The following is a 19,101-nucleotide window of genomic DNA, read 5'->3' as shown; positions in this document are numbered from 1 at the left end:
CCCGACCGGCCGGCCCCCGACCCGGGCCAGGACCCCGCCCCGCCGGGTCCTGGCCCGGGCGCGCGAGGTGCGCCTGCGGCCACCAATTCAGGCGATCACTCGTTCGAGTCATTGATTTCCCCGTCAGGGTCCGGCAATCTACCGAATGATCGGTCGGGTGGCTCATGATGAGGTGACGGCATGACGGCGTACGCGGATCTCCAGGACCAGGGCGAGCGGCTGGGCCCCGACGAGCTGGCCGCGCTCCAGCTGACGCGGCTGCGCGCGACCCTGCACCGCGTCTACGACCGGGTGCCCCACTACCGGCAGGCCTTCGACAAGGCCGGGGTGCACCCCGACGACTGCCGCTCCCTCGCCGATCTCGCCCTCTTCCCCTTCACCACCAAGGCGGACCTGCGCGAGCAGTACCCCTTCGGCATGTTCGCCGTCCCGCGCCCCGAGGTCCGCCGCATCCACGCCTCCAGCGGCACCACCGGACGTCCCACCGTCGTCGGGTACACCGACGGGGACCTCTCCACCTGGGCCGACGTGGTGGCCCGGTCCCTGCGGGCCGCGGGCGCGAGACCGGGCCAGCTCGTCCACATCTCCTACGGCTACGGACTGTTCACCGGCGGCCTCGGCGCCCACTACGGCGCCGAGCGCCTCGGCTGTACGGTCGTCCCCGCTTCCGGCGGGATGACCGACCGGCAGGTCCGGCTCATCCAGGACTTCCGGCCGGAGGTGATCATGGTGACCCCCTCGTACATGCTGACCCTGCTGGACGAGATGGAGCGCCAGGGCATCGATCCGCGCGCCACCTCGCTGCGGACCGGCATATTCGGCGCCGAGCCCTGGACGCAGGAGATGCGCCGGGAGATCGAGGAACGGCTCGGCATCGACGCGGTGGACATCTACGGACTGTCCGAGGTCATCGGACCGGGCGTGGCGCAGGAATGCGTCGAGACGAAGGACGGGCTGCACATCTGGGAGGACCACTTCTACCCGGAGGTGATCGACCCGCTGACGGGCGCGGTGCTGCCGGAGGGAGAGCCCGGCGAGCTGGTGTTCACCTCCCTCACCAAGGAGGCCATGCCGATCGTGCGCTACCGCACCCGGGACCTGACGCGGCTGCTGCCCGGCACCGCGCGGCCGTCCTTCCGCCGGATGGAGAAGGTCACCGGCCGCACCGACGACATGATCATCCTGCGCGGGGTGAACCTGTACCCGACCCAGATCGAGGAGGTCCTCCTGCGCACGCCCGGGCTGGCACCGCACTTCCAGCTACGGCTGACCCGGGAGGGCCGGATGGACGCCCTGACCGTCCGGGTGGAGGCCCGGCGGGAGACCGGGTCCGCCGAGCGGGAGACCGCGGCGGCCCAGGTGGTCCGGGCGGTCAAGGAAGGCATCGGGATCTCCGTGGCGGTGGAGGTGGTCGACCCCGAGACGCTGGAGCGTTCGGTGGGGAAGATCAGACGGCTGGTGGACCTCCGTGACGGAGGGAAGCCCTGAGACACGCACCGGGCCTCTTCCGGCCGCCCACGGACCACTGAAACCACCCCTTCGGGCCTACTTCGAGGCCGCTCCCGGGAGCCGGGACGGCCCTGCGGGTAGTGCATGAGGCGTGACCTCGATCTTCCGGCGGCTCCACGACCGGCTCCAGGGCTCCCCTGCCGGGCTGGCCTGGAGCCGTGGCCGGGAGATGGAGCTGATGCACCGGGCGATGGGCTTCGCCGCCCTCGGGTTCCTCACCCTGGTGCCCCTGCTGGTGGTCGTCGCGGCCGCTGCACCCGGCAGCGGTTCCGGCTTCGGCCGGTGGCTGGGCCAGGCCCTCGGGGTCACGGAGTCCTCGCGCGCCCGGGTGGAGATGGTGTTCGGCGCGGCCGACCTGGCCCTGGAGCGGACGACCGCCTTCGGTCTGGCCGCCCTCGCCGTATTCGGCCTGACCTTCGGTTCGGCCGTGCAGACCGGCTACGAGAAGGTGTGGGACCTTCCGACCGCCCGCTGGCACACCATGTGGCGGCACGTCGTCTGGCTCGCGCTGCTGGTCTGCTACCTCGCCCTGCTCGTCGCGATCCCCGCGCCGTCCGACGAAGCCGTCGGCACCGTCCTCGGCACCCTGGGCGACCTGCTCGGCACCTGCGTGTTCTTCTGGGGCTCGCAGCGGCTGCTGCTCGGCGGCCGGGTCCGCTGGCGGGCCCTGGTCCCCGGAGCGGTGGCGACCAGCCTCGGGCTGCTGGGGCTGCGGATCTTCTCCCAGCTGGTGTTCTCCCCGCTGATCGCCTCGAATGCCGTGACCTACGGCCCCTTCGGCACCCTCCTCGTCGTCCAGTCCTGGCTGGTCGGCGTCGGCTTCGTGGTCTACGGCGGGGCCCTGGTGGGCCGTCTGGTGCACGAACACCTCACCCTCAAGCGTCTGCGCACCAGCGGAATCCTTCCCGCCGATGACCCCGCCCCCCACGGCCCCGATTCCCACGGCCCCGGATCGCATCGCCCCTGACCCACCGGCCCCGGCGCAGGCCCGGCCGTCAGCCGAGTGCGCCCGGGGCGCCGGCGAACCGTTCGCGCAGCTCGCGCTTGAGGATCTTGCCGCTGGCGTTGCGCGGCAGGGCCTCCACGAACAGCACCCGCTTCGGAGCCCTGAAGTGGGCCAGCTCCTTGCGGGCATGGGCCAGCAGGTCCGCCTCCGTGACCTCCCCGCGGGCCACCACCACCGCCGTGACGGCCTCGATCCACCGTTCGTCCGGCAGCCCGATCACCGCAGCCTCGGCCACCCCGGGGTGGCCGTACAGCACGTCCTCCACCTGCCGGGAGGCGACCAGCACCCCGCCCGAGTTGATGACGTCCTTCAGCCGGTCGACGACCGTGAAGTACCCCTCGGCGTCCCGTACCGCGAGGTCGCCCGAGCGGAACCAGCCGTCCCGGAAGGCCTCCCGCGTCGCCTCCGGATCGTTCCAGTAGCCCAGGCACAGCTGCGGCGAGCGGTAGACCACCTCGCCGGCCGTCCCCGCCGGGACCTCCTCGCCCCGCTCGTCGACGACCTTCGCCTCCACGTGGCGCACCGGACGCCCGCAGGACTCCAGCCGCCCCTCGTGTTCCCCGGGCCCCAGGACCGTGGCCAGCGGCCCGATCTCGCTCTGCCCGAAGCAGTTGTAGAAACCGAGCCCCGGCAGCCGGGCCCGCAGCCGCTCCAGGACCGGGACCGGCATGATCGAGGCCCCGTAGTACGCCTTGCGCAGGGCGCCCAGGTCGCGCCGCCCGAACTCCGGATGGCCGGCCAGGGCGATCCACACCGTGGGCGGCGCGAAGAGGCTGTCCGCACGCCCCGCCTCCACCAGGTCGAAGACCTGCTCCGCGACGGGCGCGTCGAGGATCGTGTTCTGCGCCCCCACCGCCAGGTACGGCAGCAGGAAGACGTGCATCTGCGCCGAGTGGTAGAGCGGCAGCGAGTGCACCGGCCGGTCCCCCTCGGCCAGGTCCAGTGCCTCGATGGCGCTCTCGTACTCGTGGGCCAGTGCCCGGTGCGTCATCATCGCGCCCTTGGGCAGGGCGGTGGTCCCCGAGGTGTACAGCAGCTGGACCACGGCCTGCGGGTCGCTGCTGCGTTCGTACGGCCTCTGCTGCGCCTGCGGGTCCGCCAGCGCCCGTAGGGGCCGGACCCCGTACCCCTCGGGCACGCGGTCGGCCAGCTCGGGGTCGGTGAGGACCAGCGAGCTCCCCGAATGCCGCAGGACGTGCCGGAGGTCCTCGCCGGTCAGGTTCTGGTTCACCGGGACGTGGACGAGTCCCGCGCGGGCGCAGGCGAGGAAGGCGATCAGGTAGGCGTCGCTGTTGTGCGCGAAGGTGGCGACCCGGTCGCCGGGGGCCAGCCCGTGGTCCGTCCTGAGCTGGGCCGCGGCGGTGGACACCGCGGCGTCGAGGCGGGCGTAGCTCCAGCTCCGGTCCCGGTAGCGCACCGCCGTCCGGTCCGGGGTCCGTCGCGCGCTGTCCCGCACCAGTCCGTCGACCGTGTTGTGCCGCACTTCCGTCATCACCCGGGTCACCGCCTGTCAGTTCGGGGACTGCATCGTGAGCGGAGCCCTGGCGCCCGACTCCGGCCGCAACCTAGCCCAACTCCACCCCGCCGACCACCGGGCGGTGGATACCAAACGGGATGTTGACAGATCGTCGGGTGACCTGCGTGAGTGTGGGACGAGCGACCCCAGCACCACCGGTTTCACGGGCAACCACGCCCGACCGCAGGCCACTTGGGAGACACGTTGCGCCCATTAGATGCACACCGACCCCTACGCCCCCTACGCCGCCGCGTCGCCCTGCTGGGCGCCGCCCTGCTCGCCGCCACCGCTGCCGTGCCGCAGGCCGCGGCCGCCACCGACGACGCCGAGGCCGCGTCCGCCGGCAGGCTCTCGGCGGTCGTCCGCTACACCGAGCACGGGATTCCGCACATCCTCGCCAAGGACTACGCGGACCTCGGCTTCGGCACCGGCTGGGCCCAGGCCGCCGACCAGGTCTGCATCCTCGCCGACGGCTTCGTGACCGTGGCGGGCGAACGCTCCCGCTGGTTCGGCCCCGACGCGGCTCCCGACGGCTCGCTGTCCTCCGCCACGAAGAACCTCTCCAGCGACCTGTACTTCAAGGGCGTACGCGAAGCGGGCACCGTCGAGAAGCTGCTGGCCGCCCCCGCCCCCGCCGGACCCAGCGGGAAGGTGAAGGAGCTGATGCGCGGCTGGGCCGCAGGTTACAACGCGTGGCTCGCACAGAACCCGGTCACCGATCCGGCCTGCAAGGGCACGGGCTGGGTCCGCCCGGTCACCGCCGCCGACGTGGCCGCCCGCGGCTTCGCGGTGTCGGTCCTCGGCGGCCAGGGGCGCGGCATCGACGGCATCACGGCCGCCCGGCCGCCGGGCCCCGCCGCCGCCCCCGGCGCCCCCACCGCCCCGCAGCCGGATATCGACCCGGCCGCCGCCGCGGAGGCCGCCCGGGAGTTCTTCGACACCACCCGCTACGACAGGGGCTCCAACGCGGTGGCCTTCGCCGGGTCGACCACGAAGTCCGGCAGCGGCCTGCTGCTCGGCAACCCGCACTACCCCTGGCACGGCGGACGCCGCTTCTGGCAGTCGCAGCAGACGATCCCGGGCGAACTGAACGTCTCGGGCGGCTCCCTGCTCGGCACCACCGTGGTCAACATCGGTTTCAACGAGAAGGTGGCCTGGAGCCACACCGTGTCCACCGGCACCCCGCTCAACCTGCACCAGCTCGCCCTCGACCCGGCCGACCCCACCGCCTACCTGGTCGACGGGAAGCCGGAGAAGATGACCCCGCGCACCGTCACCGTCCCGGTGCCGGGCGGCGATCCGGTCACCCGTACCCAGTGGTGGACCCGCTACGGCCCGGTCGTCACCGGCCTCGGCGCGGGCCTGCCCCTGCCGTGGACCGCCGGTACGGCCTACGCGCTGAACGACCCCAACGCCGCGAACCTGCGCGGCTCCGACACCGCGCTCGCCATGAGCCGGTCCCGGTCGGTGGCCGGGATCCAGGAGGCCCTGCGGCGCACCCAGGGGCTGCCCTGGGTCAACACGGTGGCGGCGGACTCAGCGGGCGGCACGCTCTTCACCCAGTCCCAGGTCCTGCCCCGGATCACCGACGAGCTCGCCGCCCGCTGCTCCACCCCGCTCGGCCGGGCCACCTACCCCGCCTCGGGCCTCGCGGTCCTGGACGGCTCCCGCAGCGACTGCGCGCTCGGCTCGGACCCGGACGCGGTCCAGCCGGGGGTGTTCGGCCCGGGCAAGGCGCCCACGCTGCGCGACGCACCGTACGCCGAGAACTCCAACGACAGCGCCTGGCTGGCCAACGCACAGCAGCCGCTGACCGGCTACGAACGGGTCTGGGGCAACGAGGGCACCCCGCGCTCGCTGCGCACGCGCGGCGCGGTGGAGGACGTGGCGGCGATGGCCGCGAAGGGACGGCTGACCGTGGCCGACCTCCAGGCCCAGCAGTTCGCCGACCGGGCTCCGGCCGGTGACCTGGCGGCGGCCGACGCGGCCGCCGCCTGCGCGGCCCTGCCCGGGGGGACCGCGACGGCCGGGGACGGCTCTGCGGTGGACGTGTCGGCGGCCTGCCCGGTGCTGGCGGGCTGGGACCGTACGGCCGACGCCGACAGCCGCGGTGCGCTGCTCTTCGACCGGTTCTGGCGCAAGCTGACGGCGTCGACACCGGCCAAGGACCTGTGGCTGGTGCCGTTCTCGGCGGCCGATCCCGTCGGCACTCCCCGTACGCTCAACCGGGCGGCGCCCGGTGTCGCGCGGGCCCTCGCGGACACGGTCGCCGAGCTGAGGGCGGCCGGGATCGCCCTGGACGCCCCGCTGGGCGAGCACCAGTTCGTCGTCCGTGGCGGGCAGAAGCTGCCGGTGGGCGGCGGCACCGAGGCCCTCGGCGTATGGAACAAGATCGAGGCGCAGTGGAACGCGGCGGCCGGCGGCTACGCGGAGGTCGTGCACGGCTCCAGTCACGTCCAGGCGGTCGGCTGGGACGGCAGCCGCTGCCCGGTGGCGCGCACCCTGCTGACGTTCAGCCAGTCGTCCAACCCGAACTCGCCGTTCCACGCGGACCAGACCGGGCTGTTCTCGCAGGAACGCTGGGTGACGTCGAGGTTCTGCGAGCGGGACATCCTCGCTTCGCCGCGCCTGAAGGTGGTGTGGGCGCGCGAACGCCGCTGACCGGCGGCCGGACCGGCGGGGCCTCGCGGGGTCCCGCCGGTCCGGCGGCGGTCACGGGCTGATGGCGAGGAAGATGAAGGCCGCGAACACGACGAGGTGGACGCCGCCCTGGAGCAGCGTGGCGCGGCCGGGCGCGATGGTCAGGGCTCCGACGACGACCGTGAGGGCGAGCAGCACCATGTGGACCGGGCCGAGGCCGAGGGTGAGCGGGCCGGAGAGCCAGACCGAGGCCAGGGCGATGGCGGGGATGGTCAGGCCGATGCTGGCGATGGCGGAGCCGTAGCCCAGGTTGAGGCTGGTCTGGACGCGGTCGCGGCGCGCGGCGCGTACGGCGGCCAGGGTCTCGGGCAGCAGGACCAGCAGGGCGATGATCACGCCGACGACGGCGTTGGGCAGACCCGCACGGGCGACGCCCGCCTCGATGGTCGGGGAGACGGCCTTGGCATCGCCGACGACGGCGACGAGCGCGACGAACAGCAGGCCGAGGCTGATCAGCGCGGCGCGCGAGGTGGGCGGTTCGGCGTGGTCCTCGTCCTCGCCGGCGGCGGAGGGCGCGGCGAAGGCGGAGGCGGTCGCGGGGACGGTCTCCTCGCGGTGGCTCTTGGTGTCCACGGGCAGGAAGTAGTCCCGGTGACGGACCGTCTGCACGGCGATGAACAGTCCGTAGAGGGCGAGCGAGGCGACGGCGGCGAAGGTCAGCTGGGCGGTCGAGAACTCGGGGCCGGGCTTGGACGTGGTGAAGGTCGGCAGGACGAGGCTGAGGACGGCGAGGGTGGCGACGGTGGCGAGGGCGGCACCGGAGCCCTCGGCGTTGAAGACAGCCACCCGGTTGCGCAGGGCACCGACGAACAGGGACAGGCCGACGATGCCGTTGCAGGTGATCATGACGGCGGCGAAGACGGTGTCCCGGGCGAGCGAGGCGGTCTTGTCCCCGCCGTCGGCCATCAGGGTGACGATGAGGGCCACTTCGATGACGGTGACGGCGACGGCGAGGACCAGGGACCCGAAGGGTTCGCCGACCCGGAGGGCGACGACCTCGGCGTGGTGGACGGCCGCCAGCACCGCGCCCGCGAGGCACAGCGAGACGACGGCCACCGCCCATGAGGGCAGGTCGCGTCCCCAGCTGAAGGCGAGCGCGGCGAGGGCCACCACGGGGACCACGACGGTCCAGTCGGTCAGGGGCGATCTATGCGTTGCCGTACTCATATGAGCCAAGTTGCCAGAACTGTCCCCCCGGTGCGGCGCAAGGCGCGCCCCAGCGGCCCTGACGTGGCCCTTCTCACGAACTCCCGGGCGCGCCGACCCCCTGACGGGCCCCGTGCGCGTCGGGTCGGCCGAGGCGCGTCGTCAGGATCGGCCGAAGAACGGCTGGCCCCGGGCGGCCGGTAGCAGATGGAATGCCGGTGTTGCCGCCGATCGGGCGGTATGCGCTGTCGCTCACCCCCCGGCCGCCCACCGGCGCCGGGGCCGACGACCAGGAGACCTGCTTTGCGCCGCACATCCCGCTTACGCACCGCCCTCCTCTCCGCGACCGCCGCACTGGCCGCGACCGCGACCGTGGCCGCCGCAGCACCGGCCGGCGCCGCGCCTGCCGCCGGCCCGTCCGCCGCAGCGCCCGCGGCGGCCGCTGCCGTGGGCCCCGTGAACGTCTACCTCACCGGCATCGGGGGCGGCCCGCAGAACATCGCCGCGGCCGCGGCCTACGACTCCCTCAACCGTCAGGCGGCCGACGCCGGCTTCAGCGGCTCCCAGTGCCGGGTGACCGAGGGCCCGCTCTACCACTACGTGGCCGCGAACTACTGGCAGGCCATGATCAAGGCCACGTGCAGCGGCGAACCGGCGGTGACCGCCCCCACCCGCAGCCTCAACCGGCTCATCGGCCCGACCGGGGAGCACATCAGCACCGTCTGGAACGTCCCGCCGGGCTACTCCGTCGAGGGCAGCCTCGGCCAGCTGTACACGAGCCCGCGCGAGGGCACGGTCCCGCTGTACCACTGCGTCGTCCGCAAGGACAACTTCCTCTCGGGGGACGTCAACTGCGAGGGCCAGACCTACGTCTCCCGGCTCGGCTGGTTCTACCCGGGCCAGCCCGCGGGCGTGGGCACCCAGCCGCTGATGCGCTGCATGGTCGGCAAGCAGCGCGAGTTCTTCGAGTCCAACAACACGAACTGCGAAGGCCAGACCTCCGGCGGCCAACTGGGCTGGATCTCCACGGGCTGACCCGGCACCCGGCGCCCGGCGCCTGCATCCTGCGTACGGCGCGCTGCATACGGACGCTCCCGAGTCGGGGCGTCCGTATGTGCCGTCACATCGGGCGTTCGTGGCCCTCCCAGTACGGGTCGCGCAGGCGGCGCTTGTAGAGCTTGCCGTTGGGGTCGCGGGGCATCGTTTCCACGAAGTCGACCGTCTTGGGGCGCTTGTAGCCGGCCAGCCGGCGTTCGCAGTGGTGGAGGATCTCCGCGGCCAGGGCGTCCCCGGCCTCGAAGCCCTCCGCGGGTTCGATGACCGCCTTGACCGCCTCGCCCCAGGTGTCGTGCGGGATGCCGAAGGCCGCGGCGTCGGCGACCGCCGGGTGGGTGAGCAGGGCCGACTCGATCTCCGCCGGGTAGATGTTGACCCCGCCCGAGATGATCATGTCGATCTTGCGGTCGCGGAGGAAGAGGTAGCCCTCCTCGTCCAGCAGCCCCAGGTCGCCGACGGTGAAGAAGTCGCCGATGCGGTTCTTCTTCGTCTTGCCCTCGTCCTTGTGGTAGCTGAAGCCGCCGGTGTTCATCTTCAGGTAGACCGTGCCGAGTTCGCCCGGGGGCAGCCGGTTGCCGTCGTCGTCGAAGACGGCCAGTTCGCTGATCGGCCAGGCCTTGCCGACCGTTCCCGGCTTCTTCAGCCAGTCCTCGGCGGTCGCGAAGGCCCCGCCGCCCTCGCTCGCCGCGTAGTACTCCTCCACGCACCGGCCCCACCAGTCGATCATCGCCCGTTTGACGTGCTCGGGGCAGGGCGCGGCTCCGTGGATGGCGTGCCGCATGGACGAGACGTCGTAGGCGTCCTTCGTCTCCTGCGGGAGCGCCAGCAGCCGGTGGAACTGGGTGGGCACCATGTGCGTGTGCGTGCAGGCGTGTTCGTCGATCAGGCGCAGCATCTCCTCGGGTGCCCACTTGTCCATCAGCACCAGGGGGTGCCCGATGTGCAGTGCGGCGCCCGCGAACTGGAGGACGGCCGTGTGGTAGAGCGGCGAGCAGACCAGGTGGACGTTCCCGTCGAAGGGGCGGATGCCGAAGATCCCGAGGAAGCCGCCGAGGTACGTCTCCTCCGGGAGCTTGCCGGGCAGCGGGCGGCGGATGCCGCGGGGTCGCCCGGTGGTTCCGGAGGTGTAGTTCATGACCCAGCCGAGGGTGCGGTCCGCGGGGACGGTCCCGGGCCGGCCGTCGAGGAGGTCCCCGTACGGGCGGAAGCCCGGGACCGTTCCGACGGCGTAGCGGGCGCCGGCGGGCAGCGCGGCCTCGTCGGCCGCGGCGGTCGCGGCGTCGGCGAACCGCTCGTGGGCGATGAGGACCTTGGCCCCCGAGTCGGAGACGATCCAGGCGATCTCGGGGCCGACGAGGTGGTGGTTGACGGGGACGAGGTAGAAGCCGGCCTGGGAGGCGGCGAGGTAGGCGGTGAGGAACTCGACGCCGTTGGGGAGGACGACGGCGAAGACCTCGCCGCGTTCCAGGCCCGCGGCGCGCAGTCCGTGGACGAGCCGGTTGACGTCGGCGTGCAGCCGGCCGGCGCTCCACGCCTCGCCCTCGGGTGTGATCAGGACGGTGCGGCCGGGGTCGGCGCCCGCCTGGGCCCAGAACCCGTTGGGCGGCTGCTGCTGGGGCGTGCTCTCGGTCATCTCCCGGCCTCCTCAGGCTCGTCCGGCGATGCGGTTGATGCGGTCGACGGCCTTCTCGAAGCCGCGGGTCAGGTCGTCGAAGACCGCCTGGACGGAACGTTCGGTGTTCATCCGGCCGACGATCTGGCCGACGGGGGTGCCGAGCAGCGGCTGGACCTCGTACTTCTGGATCCGGGAGACGGCCTCGGCGACCAGCAGCCCCTGGAGCGGCATGGGGAGTGCCCCGGGGCCCTCCGGGTCGTCCCAGGCGTCGGTCCACTCGGTGCGCAGCTGGCGCGCGGGCTTGCCGGTGAGGGCGCGGGAGCGGACGGTGTCGCCGGATCCCGCGGCGAGCAGCTTCTCGGTCAGGGCGCGGGAGTGGAGGTCGGCCTCGGTGGTGGTGAGCCACAGGGAGCCGAGCCAGGCGCCCTGGGCGCCGAGGGCGAGTCCGGCGGCGATCTGTTCGCCGCTGCCGATGCCGCCGGCCGCGAGCACCGGGAGGGGGGCGACCGCCTCGACGATCTCGGGGACCAGGACCATGGTGGCGATGTCGCCGGTGTGACCGCCGGCCTCGTAGCCCTGGGCGACGACGATGTCGATGCCCGCCTCGGCGTGGCGGAGGGCGTGCTTGGCGCTGCCGGCGAGGGCGGCGACGAGCACGTCGTGGTCGTGGGCGCGCCGGATGACGTCGGCGGGCGGGGAACCCAGCGCGTTCGCCAGGAGTTTGATGGGGTAGTCGAAGGCGACGTCCAGCTGGTTGCGGGCGACCTGTTCCATCCAGCCCGTGATCCGCCAGCCGGACGCCTCTCCCTCGGCGAGTTCCGGCACGTGGTGCTTGGCGAGGGTGTCGCGGACGAACTCGCGGTGCCCGGCCGGGATCATCGCCTCGATGTCGGCCTCGCTGATGCCGTCGACGGCCTTCTTCGCGGGCATGACGACGTCGAGTCCGTAGGGCTTGCCGTCGGTGTGCTCCTGCATCCAGTCGAGGTCGCGTTTGAGGTCGTCGGGGGCCGTGTAGCGGACCGCACCGAGTACGCCGAAGCCGCCTGCACGGGTGATCGCGGCGGCGACCGCCGGGAAGGGCGTGAAGCCGAAGATGGCGTGCTCGACTCCCAGTTTCTTGCTCAGCTCCGTCTCCATGGCCCGCAGGATGCCGCAGCCCGGCGGCCGAGGGAAGAGATTTTCTGATGCAGTGTCAGATTCTTTGCGGCCCGGGCGGTGCGGGCGCGGGCGGCGGGCGGGCACATACCCACTAGCGTGCGCAGGCAGGGACAGGAGGGCCGCACATGGGCAGTCAGCAGCACACGGGGGCACCGGCCGGGACCACGGCGGACGGAAGCACGCCGGACGGCACCCCGGACGGGCCAGGGCCGGACAGCGAGGGCCCGGGCGGCAACCGCGCGGCCGACGGGTACGCGGCGGACGCACGGCCGGGGGGCCGGGTCGGCGGCGGGCTGAGCCGGCGGCGGCTGGGAGCGCGCCTGCTCGCCCTCGGCGGGGTGCTCGTCCTGCACGCCGCGCTGCCCGGATCAGCAGGCGCGGCGGGCGCCGCCGGCAGCCCGGCCGAGCGGCGGGCCCTGCAGGGGCTACGGCTGCGGTACGGCTCCGCGCGTCAGGCGGGGCTGCTGGAGCGGCATCTGGAGGGGGTGGCGGACGAGGCGCGGCGGTTCCTGGGCCCCTCCCCCGAACACCCCTACTACGCGGGGGCCGTGGTCCTCGCGGGCCGCGGCCGCACCGTCGCCCTGCACCGTGCCATGGGCGACGCCGTCCGGTACGCGGACTACGACGGACGGACCGACCGCGTACGGGAGTTCCCGGCGGCCGAGCGGATCGCGATGGCCGAGGACACCGTCTTCGACCTGGCCTCGCTCACGAAGCTGTTCACCTCGATCCTGGCCGTGCAGCAGATGGAACGGGGCCGCCTGGAGCTGGAGGCCCCGGTACGCCGCTACCTGCCGGAGTTCACGGGCGGCGGCAAGGAGGTGGTCACGGTCCGCCAGCTCCTCACGCACACCTCCGGACTCCGCTCCTGGGCGCCCTTCTACCAGGAGTCCACCCGCGAGGGGCAGCTGAGGCTGCTGTGGTCGGTGCGGCCTCAGGAGACTCCTGGGACCGTGTACCGGTATTCCGACCTCAACCTCATCTCGCTGCAACTGCTCTTGGAACGGATCACCGGCCGCACTCTGGACGCGCTGCTCCACGACGAGATCACCGCTCCGCTCGGGATGCACCGCACTCGTTACAACCCACCGCTCTCCTGGCGCCGGGTCACCGCCGCCACCGAAGTGCAGCGCCCGCCCTGGTCCGGCCTGGACCGCGGGCTGGTGTGGGGCGAGGTCCACGACGAGAACGCGTACGCCCTCGGCGGGGTCGCAGGCCACGCCGGGGTCTTCGGCACCGCCTGGGACCTGGCCGTCCTCGCCCGCACCCTCCTCGACGGCGGTGTCTACGCCGGCCGGCGCATCCTGCGCCCGGCCTCCGTGGAACTCCTCTTCACCGACTACAACACCTCCTTCCCCGGCGACGACCACGGTCTCGGCTTCGAGCTCTACCAGCACTGGTACATGGGGGCCATGGCCACCCCGCACTCCGCCGGGCACACCGGGTTCACGGGCACCTCCCTGGTCCTGGACCCCTCCACCGACTCCTTCCTCGTCCTCCTCGGCAACTCCGTCCACCCCGTACGCACCTGGCGGGCCGGCAGCGCGCCGCGCGTCGCCGTGGGCAACCGGTTCGCCCGCGCCGTCCCGGTCCGCACCCGGCACGGCGGCCCGGCCTGGTTCTCCGGGATCACGCCCGGCAGCTCGGGCACCCTCACCCTGCCGCCGGTGACCCCGGCGACCGGCGCCGCCCGGCTGCGCTGCGCCGTGTGGTGGGACACCGTTCCCGGCGAGGGCGCCTTCCACCTCGAAGTCCGCCCCGACGGCGGGACCTGGGAGCCGCTGCCGTTCAGCACGGTGCGCTCCACCGGCGGCGCCGCCGAACAGTGGCCGCGGGGCACGGCCGGAGGCTGGTCCGGCCGCGTCTGGCACCGCCTGGAGGCCCCGCTCACCGCCGCCCGGGCGGGCCGCGAACTGCGGCTGCGCTTCCGGCACACCGCGACGGGGCGTTACGTCGGCCGCGGGGTCTACGTGGATGCCGTCCGGGTGGCGGAGCCTTCGGGCCTGCTCTTCTCGGAGGACCGTCCGGCCGACGCGGCCCGCGTCGAGGCGGAGGGCTGGACCAGGTCGGCGGACTGACCTGGCCCCGGGGCCGGGCTCGCGCCCCGTGCGGCATAACCGACGTGACCCCGTGCGTTGGTACTCGTTGGTGAGGTTCGTTGACCGTTCAACACGAAGGAAGGCAGATCCCCATGACCGACGTCATCGACTGGGAACACCCGACCGACCCCAAGCCCGGCTGGACCCTGGACCACATCAAGCAGTACGTGGCCTCGAACGGCGCCGAGGGCCAGTACTGGAACGGCACCCAGACCCTCCTGCTCACCACCCTGGGCCGGGTGTCCGGGAAGCCCGTGCGCACCCCGCTCATCTACGGCGAGGCCGACGGCTCCTACCTGATCGTCGCGTCCAAGGGCGGCGACGCGGCCCACCCGCTCTGGTACCGGAACCTGAGCGAACACCCCGAGGTGCGCATCCAGGTCGGCCCCGAGATCATGCAGGGCACGGCCCGCACGGCGACGGCCGGGGAACGCGCCGCGTACTGGCCGGTGATGGTCGGGCACTGGCCGGCGTACGACGAGTACCAGGCCAAGACGGACCGCGAGATCCCGATCGTGGTCATCGAACCCGTCCGCTGAGACCCGTGTTCAGTGCCCGAGCACGGCCATCGCCGCGTTGTGGCCCGGGACCCCGCTGACCCCGCCGCCGCGGACCGCTCCCGCCCCGCACAGCAGCACGTTGCGGTGGGCGGTCTCCACGCCCCAGCGTCCGGCGCCCCCCGGCTCCGCGTACGGCCAGGACAGGTCCCGGTGGAAGATGTGCCCGCCGGGAAGGCGCAGTTCGCGTTCCAGGTCCAGCGGGGTCTTCGCCTCGATGCAGGGGCGGCCGTCGGCGTCGAAGGCCAGGCAGTCGGTGAGCGGCTCGGCCAGGTGGGAGTCGAGCTGCGCGAGGGTGGCGGTGAGCAGTACCTCGCGCGCCTGCCGGTTGTCGTGTCCGAAGAGCCGGGCCGGAGTGTGCAGGCCGAAGAGGGTGAGGGTCTGGTAGCCCTGCCCGGCCAGCTCCGGTCCGAGGATCGTCGGGTCGGTCAGCGAGTGGCAGTAGATCTCCGAGGGCGGTACGGAGGGCAGTTCCCCGGCGGCCGCCTCCGCGTGGGCCCGGGCCAGCTCGGCGTACCCCTCGGCGATGTGGAAGGTGCCGCCGAAGGCCTCGTGGGGGTCCACGGCGGTGTCCCGCAGCCGCGGCAGCCGCCGCAGCAGCATGTTGACCTTGAGCTGGGCCCCCTCGGGCGCCGGCTCGGCGGGTTTCTCGCCGAGGAGTTCGGCCAGGGCCCGCGGCGAGGCGTTCACCAGCACCGTGCGTCCGGCGACGCTGCCCTCCCCCGTTGCCGTCCGGAAGGTCACCTCGGCCGGTGCGGTGCCGTCCGTGTCGATCCGCAGCACCTCGTGCCCGGTGACGATCTCCGCCCCGGCCTGCCGTGCGGAGGCCGCCAGGGCGTCCGTCAGCGCGCCCATGCCGCCGACCGGGACGTCCCAGTCGCCCGTCCCGCCGCCGATGACGTGGTAGAGGAAGCAGCGGTTCTGCGCGAGCGAGGGGTCGTGCGCGTCGGCGAAGGTGCCGATCAGACCGTCCGTGAGGACGACGCCCCGGACCAGGTCGTCGGCGAAGTGCCGTTCCACCGCCCGTCCCAGCGGTTCCTCGAAGAGCATCCGCCAGGCGGCCTCGTCGTCGATCCGGGCCCGCAGCTCCTCCCGGGTGGGCAGCGGCTCGGTCAGCGTCGGGAAGACCTTCTTCGCGAGCTGCCCGGTGGTCGCGTAGAAGGCCCGCCAGCTGTCGTACTCGCGGTCCGAGCCGGTCAGGCGCGCGAAGGACTCCCGGGTGCGCTGCTCCCCGCCGCCGACGAGCAGCCCGCCGGGTCGGCCGCCGCGTTCCACGGGGGTGTACGAGGAGACGGTGCGCCTGCGCACCTCGAACCGCAGGCCGAGATCGCGCACGATCTTCGCCGGGAGCAGGGAGACCAGGTAGGAGTAGCGCGACAGCCGGGCGTCCACCCCGGCGAAGGGGCGGGTGGAGACCGCGGCGCCCCCGGTGTGCCCGAGGCGCTCCAGCACCAGCACGGAGCGTCCCGCCCGGGCCAGGTAGGCGGCCGCCACCAGGCCGTTGTGTCCGCCGCCCACGATCACCGCGTCGTAGACGGCCTGGCCGAACGGGGTGTGCCGGGGACCCTCGGCGTGCCGGGAGTCATCGGATGCACCCTGGGAGCCCCACGTGACAGTCATGGCTCTTGGTAGCACACCTGGCCGAGCCGCTCCAGACAGTGGGCCTCGTCGGCGTGGGCCAGCGCCGTGTCGGGGTGCTCGTCGCCGAGGCTCCGCTCCCGGATGCCGGAGAGGTCGCGGTAGATCGGCAGGGCCTCCTCCCAGCGGCCGAGCCGGCCGAGGCCGACGGCCAGTTCCCGACGGCTGACCAGGGTGTCGGGATGCTCCGCGCCGAGGGCCTCGGCCCGTACGGCGGCGACCTGCCGGGCCTCGGCGACGGCCTCGTCCCAGCGCTCCAGCCGGCCCAGGTTCACGCCGAGGACGTGGCGGGCGCGGAGCGTCTCGGGGTCGGCGGCCCCGTACGCCCGGGTGCGGTCGCCGACCAGGGCCCGGAACAGGTCGAGGGCCTGAGCGGAGCGGCCGGTACGGCCGAGGGCGATGCCGACCTCGTAGCGCGCGGCCAGGGTGTCGGGGTGGTCGCGGCCCAGCACCCGCTCCCGTACGGCGGCGACGTGGCGGAAGCCGCCCAGGGCCTCCTCCCAGCGCTCCAGCCGGCCGAGCGCGTACGCCACCTCGTAGCGGGTCAGCAGGGTGTCGGCGTGCTCGGCGCCCAGCACGGCGGTGCGCGCGGCGGCGACCTCCTGCGCTGCGGTGTGGGCGTCCGCGAACCGGCCCAGCGCGCCCAGGGCGCAGGCCAGGTTGTGGCGGCAGCGCAGGGTGTCGGGGTGGTGCGGGCCCGCGGTGCGCTCGCGGGCGACGAGCACCGCGCGGTAGATCTCGTACGCCTCCTGGTGGCGGCCGAGCCGGCCCAGTTCGTACGCCGCCTCCTGGCGCGCGGCGAGGGTGTCGGCGTGGTCCGGGCCGAGGACCCGGGCGCGTCCCTCGGCCACGGTCACGTACACGGCCAGGGCCGCCTCGGGCCGGCCGGCGCGGCTGAGGGCGAAGGCGCGGGTGTGCCCGGCCGCGAGGGCAAAGGCTCCGGTGTCCTCGTGGCCGTTCCCGGCGGGGCCGCCCGCTGCGGGGCCGTTCGCGTCCGGGGCGGGGCGGCGCGGGACCCCGTAGGCGACGGTGAGCCGGGGGTCCTGCGCGGGCTCGGGGCGGACGATGCGCTGTGCGGCCGTGGTGCGGGCGGCCGTCCAGGATCCGGTGAGCACGGCCCATTCGCCGCTCGCGGGACGGGCGTCGAGCCCGGCCTTGCGCCCGGCGGTCATCCCCCGGGCCCAGGCCGGGAGCGGGCCCCGGGCGCCGAGCGGGCCGCCCGGGCCGAGGCGTTCCTCGACGAGGCGGCGGTGCAGGTGGCGGGCGTCGCCCGGCCGGTCCTCGGGGCGCTTGCCGAGCAGGTCGAGGACCACCCGTTCGAAGTAGCCGGGCAGCTCCGGGCGGTGCTCGCGCAGCGGCACGGGCACGTTGTCGCGGTGGCCGACCAGGACCGACCAGGAGTCGCCGAGGTCGAACGGCGGGGCGCCGGTGGCGATCTCGTAGAGGACGCAGCCCAGGGAGTAGAGGTCGCTGCGGTGGTCCACCTCGCCGCCCGCGATCTGCTCGGGCGACATGTAGTGCGGGGTGCCCATGGCCATCCCGCCGCCGGTGAGCTTGGCGGTGAAGCCGATGTCGTGGGCGAGCCGGGCGATGCCGAAGTCGCAGATCTTCACGGTGCCGTCGGTGAGGCGCATGATGTTGGCCGGCTTCAGGTCGCGGTGGACCACGCCCTGGTCGTGCGTGTAGCCCAGGGCCGCGGCCATCTGCTCCGCGATGTCGACGACCATGTCGACGGGGAGCGGGCGCGTCTCGTTGTCCTCCAGGAGCTGGCTGAGGTTGCGTCCCTCCAGCAGTTCCATGACGAGGTAGAGGGGGCCGCCCGCGGCGCTGTCGTCGCCGAAGTCGTGGACGACGGTGACTCCGCGGTGCTGGAGGGACGCCGCGACGCGTGCCTCGCGGCGGAACCGCTCGCGCAGCACCTGGGTGAAGTGGGCGTCCTGCTCCACCCCTATCGGCTTGAGGCACTTCACGGCGACCTGCCGGCCCAGCGATTCGTCCCTGGCCCGCCACACCTCGCCCATGCCGCCGCGCCCGATGAGGTCGAGGGAACGGTACCGGCCCTGGATCAGTCTGGACTCCGCCATGTCTTAAAGCCGCCCCCGTCGTCGTGCTGCGCCCTCCCCGGCCCGTCCAGTATGGCCGCTGATGTACGCAGTGTGTACGTCGAGGGGCGGCTCCCGGGGCCCATGCGACGCATCGCTTTCAAGATGTGACCTGGAGGCAGCTGCCAGCGTAGACCTGCGGGAATGCTGCGCAGCACGCGACCTGTGAGGCGCATGCGGCGGGTGACGACCCGTGGGGCCGGTGCGGGCCGCCCGTACAGCTGGTGTGCCCAGCCGGGGAGGGAACCGTACGCGAGGCCCGCCAGCGGGCGCCACAGCAGGTTTCGGCCAGGGACCAGGAGTGCGGGGACGGGCGGGCTGCGCAGGAAGGCGTCCACGGCGAGGGCGTCGGCGCCTGCGGCGAGCGCGGGGCGGACCTGCCCGAAGTACGCGGCCAGCTCCTCCGTGTCCCGGGGGACCCCGGCGGGGTCGAGGCCGACGAGCCGGGCGTTGACGCGGTTCTCGTCGACGTAGCGGTCGGCCTGGGCGGGGGTGAGGGGGACGCCGGAGCGGCGCAGGACGTGCAGGAAGCTGTCGATCTGGGCGCAGTGGATCCACAGCAGCAGCTCGGGGTCGTCGACGCGGAACGTGCGGCCGCTGTCCGGGTCGGTCGCGGACAGCTTGCGGTGGATCCCGCGGACCCGCGCCCCGGCCCGTTCGGCCTCCTCGGTGGTGCCGTAGGTGAGGGTGCCGACGAAGTCGGCGGTGCGCATCAGCCGCCCCCAGCCGTCCTGCTCGAAGGAGGAGTTCGCCCTGACCCCGCGCACGGCCCGCGGGTGCAGGGCCTGCAGGTACAGGGCGCGTACCCCGGCGATCCACATGACCGGGTCCCCGTGGCACTGCCAGGTGACGGACGCCGGCCCGTAGAGCCCGGGGTCGGGCCCGCGGACGGGGTCCGCTTGCTCGTCGGTACGTGGCCGCATCTCACACCTCCTGGGCGGGTTGCCGGGAGCGCTCGCGCGCGGACCCGGGTCGCTGTCGGCGGGCGTACCGGTGTCC

The 19,101-nt window shown here is 73.6% G+C and carries 13 protein-coding genes; 6 read left to right on the top strand and 7 right to left on the bottom strand.

Features of this window, described 5'->3' with window-relative positions; genetic code table 11:
- Window positions 1-180: 180 nt before the first annotated feature.
- Window positions 181-1,488 carry a phenylacetate--CoA ligase PaaK gene (gene paaK / locus IO30_RS0138260; RefSeq protein WP_031151053.1) on the top strand — a complete coding sequence of 436 codons (1,308 nt, stop codon included), beginning with the start codon at window positions 181-183 and terminating at the stop codon, window positions 1,486-1,488.
- A gap of 112 nt (window positions 1,489-1,600) precedes the next feature.
- Window positions 1,601-2,476, top strand: coding sequence for a YhjD/YihY/BrkB family envelope integrity protein (locus IO30_RS0138255; RefSeq protein WP_037896386.1), 876 nt, complete (start codon window positions 1,601-1,603; stop codon window positions 2,474-2,476).
- Between the two features lie 28 nt (window positions 2,477-2,504).
- On the opposite strand, the gene IO30_RS0138250 is transcribed toward IO30_RS0138255, so the two are convergent.
- Window positions 2,505-4,007: a fatty acyl-CoA synthetase gene (locus tag IO30_RS0138250; protein WP_031151049.1), complete on the bottom strand. Its 1,503-nt coding sequence runs from the start codon at window positions 4,005-4,007 to the stop codon at window positions 2,505-2,507.
- 228 nt (window positions 4,008-4,235) lie between these two features.
- Between IO30_RS0138250 and IO30_RS0138245 the strand changes: the two genes are divergently transcribed.
- A complete protein-coding gene (locus IO30_RS0138245; protein WP_202205033.1) occupies window positions 4,236-6,692 on the top strand; it encodes a penicillin acylase family protein in 2,457 nt (818 codons plus the stop codon).
- Window positions 6,693-6,743: 51 nt separating this feature from the next.
- Here IO30_RS0138245 and IO30_RS0138240 read toward each other — a convergent pair whose 3' ends face one another.
- On the bottom strand, window positions 6,744-7,898 hold the full coding sequence (locus IO30_RS0138240; RefSeq protein WP_031151046.1) for a calcium:cation antiporter: 1,155 nt from the start codon (window positions 7,896-7,898) through the stop codon (window positions 6,744-6,746).
- A 282-nt stretch (window positions 7,899-8,180) separates the two neighbouring features.
- Here IO30_RS0138240 and IO30_RS46555 point away from each other — a divergent pair, with 282 nt between their 5' ends.
- A complete protein-coding gene (locus IO30_RS46555; protein ID WP_051902847.1) occupies window positions 8,181-8,912 on the top strand; it encodes a hypothetical protein in 732 nt (243 codons plus the stop codon).
- A gap of 85 nt (window positions 8,913-8,997) precedes the next feature.
- Here the strand turns inward: IO30_RS46555 and IO30_RS0138230 are convergent, their stop codons facing one another.
- Both IO30_RS0138230 and IO30_RS0138225 read right to left on the bottom strand, forming a co-directional pair.
- A complete protein-coding gene (locus IO30_RS0138230; RefSeq protein ID WP_031151042.1) occupies window positions 8,998-10,566 on the bottom strand; it encodes an acyl-CoA synthetase in 1,569 nt (522 codons plus the stop codon).
- A gap of 12 nt (window positions 10,567-10,578) precedes the next feature.
- Window positions 10,579-11,685 (bottom strand): NAD(P)H-dependent flavin oxidoreductase, encoded by a 1,107-nt coding sequence (locus IO30_RS0138225; RefSeq protein WP_031151039.1) that lies wholly within the window; start codon window positions 11,683-11,685, stop codon window positions 10,579-10,581.
- Between the two features lie 146 nt (window positions 11,686-11,831).
- Between IO30_RS0138225 and IO30_RS0138220 the strand changes: the two genes are divergently transcribed.
- The gene (locus IO30_RS0138220; RefSeq protein WP_078904936.1) at window positions 11,832-13,784 is read left to right on the top strand and encodes a serine hydrolase domain-containing protein; all 1,953 of its coding nucleotides are present in this window, start codon (window positions 11,832-11,834) and stop codon (window positions 13,782-13,784) included.
- Window positions 13,785-13,897: 113 nt separating this feature from the next.
- Window positions 13,898-14,344 (top strand): nitroreductase family deazaflavin-dependent oxidoreductase, encoded by a 447-nt coding sequence (locus tag IO30_RS0138215; RefSeq protein ID WP_051859087.1) that lies wholly within the window; start codon window positions 13,898-13,900, stop codon window positions 14,342-14,344.
- A gap of 9 nt (window positions 14,345-14,353) precedes the next feature.
- Here IO30_RS0138215 and IO30_RS0138210 read toward each other — a convergent pair whose 3' ends face one another.
- The 3 genes from IO30_RS0138210 to IO30_RS0138200 are packed head-to-tail and all read right to left on the bottom strand — an operon-like array spanning window position 14,354 to window position 19,025.
- Entirely contained in the window at window positions 14,354-15,982 is a 1,629-nt protein-coding gene (locus tag IO30_RS0138210; RefSeq protein ID WP_078903866.1) for a phytoene desaturase family protein, read from the bottom strand.
- Window positions 15,979-18,084, bottom strand: coding sequence for a serine/threonine-protein kinase (locus tag IO30_RS0138205; protein WP_031151033.1), 2,106 nt, complete (start codon window positions 18,082-18,084; stop codon window positions 15,979-15,981). Before IO30_RS0138205 ends, IO30_RS0138210 begins: the two co-directional genes overlap by 4 nt.
- Window positions 18,066-19,025, bottom strand: coding sequence for an oxygenase MpaB family protein (locus IO30_RS0138200; RefSeq protein ID WP_031151031.1), 960 nt, complete (start codon window positions 19,023-19,025; stop codon window positions 18,066-18,068). Before IO30_RS0138200 ends, IO30_RS0138205 begins: the two co-directional genes overlap by 19 nt.
- Window positions 19,026-19,101: the final 76 nt, after the last annotated feature.

The organism is Streptomyces xanthophaeus (assembly GCF_000725805.1).
GTDB lineage: Bacteria > Actinomycetota > Actinomycetes > Streptomycetales > Streptomycetaceae > Streptomyces > Streptomyces xanthophaeus.
This window is presented reverse-complemented; position numbering and strand designations above follow the sequence as displayed.

What these genes read in the sequence shown, in the direction of transcription:
- paaK (WP_031151053.1), top strand. Translation starts at nt 181, where the DNA reads ATGACGGCGTACGCGGATCTCCAGGACCAGGGCGAGCGGCTGGGCCCC.
- IO30_RS0138250 (WP_031151049.1), bottom strand. Translation starts at nt 4,007, where the DNA reads ATGACGGAAGTGCGGCACAACACGGTCGACGGACTGGTGCGGGACAGC.
- IO30_RS0138240 (WP_031151046.1), bottom strand. Translation starts at nt 7,898, where the DNA reads ATGAGTACGGCAACGCATAGATCGCCCCTGACCGACTGGACCGTCGTG.
- IO30_RS0138230 (WP_031151042.1), bottom strand. Translation starts at nt 10,566, where the DNA reads ATGACCGAGAGCACGCCCCAGCAGCAGCCGCCCAACGGGTTCTGGGCC.
- IO30_RS0138225 (WP_031151039.1), bottom strand. Translation starts at nt 11,685, where the DNA reads ATGGAGACGGAGCTGAGCAAGAAACTGGGAGTCGAGCACGCCATCTTC.
- IO30_RS0138220 (WP_078904936.1), top strand. Translation starts at nt 11,832, where the DNA reads ATGGGCAGTCAGCAGCACACGGGGGCACCGGCCGGGACCACGGCGGAC.
- IO30_RS0138215 (WP_051859087.1), top strand. Translation starts at nt 13,898, where the DNA reads ATGACCGACGTCATCGACTGGGAACACCCGACCGACCCCAAGCCCGGC.
- IO30_RS0138210 (WP_078903866.1), bottom strand. Translation starts at nt 15,982, where the DNA reads ATGACTGTCACGTGGGGCTCCCAGGGTGCATCCGATGACTCCCGGCAC.
- IO30_RS0138205 (WP_031151033.1), bottom strand. Translation starts at nt 18,084, where the DNA reads ATGGCGGAGTCCAGACTGATCCAGGGCCGGTACCGTTCCCTCGACCTC.
- IO30_RS0138200 (WP_031151031.1), bottom strand. Translation starts at nt 19,025, where the DNA reads ATGCGGCCACGTACCGACGAGCAAGCGGACCCCGTCCGCGGGCCCGAC.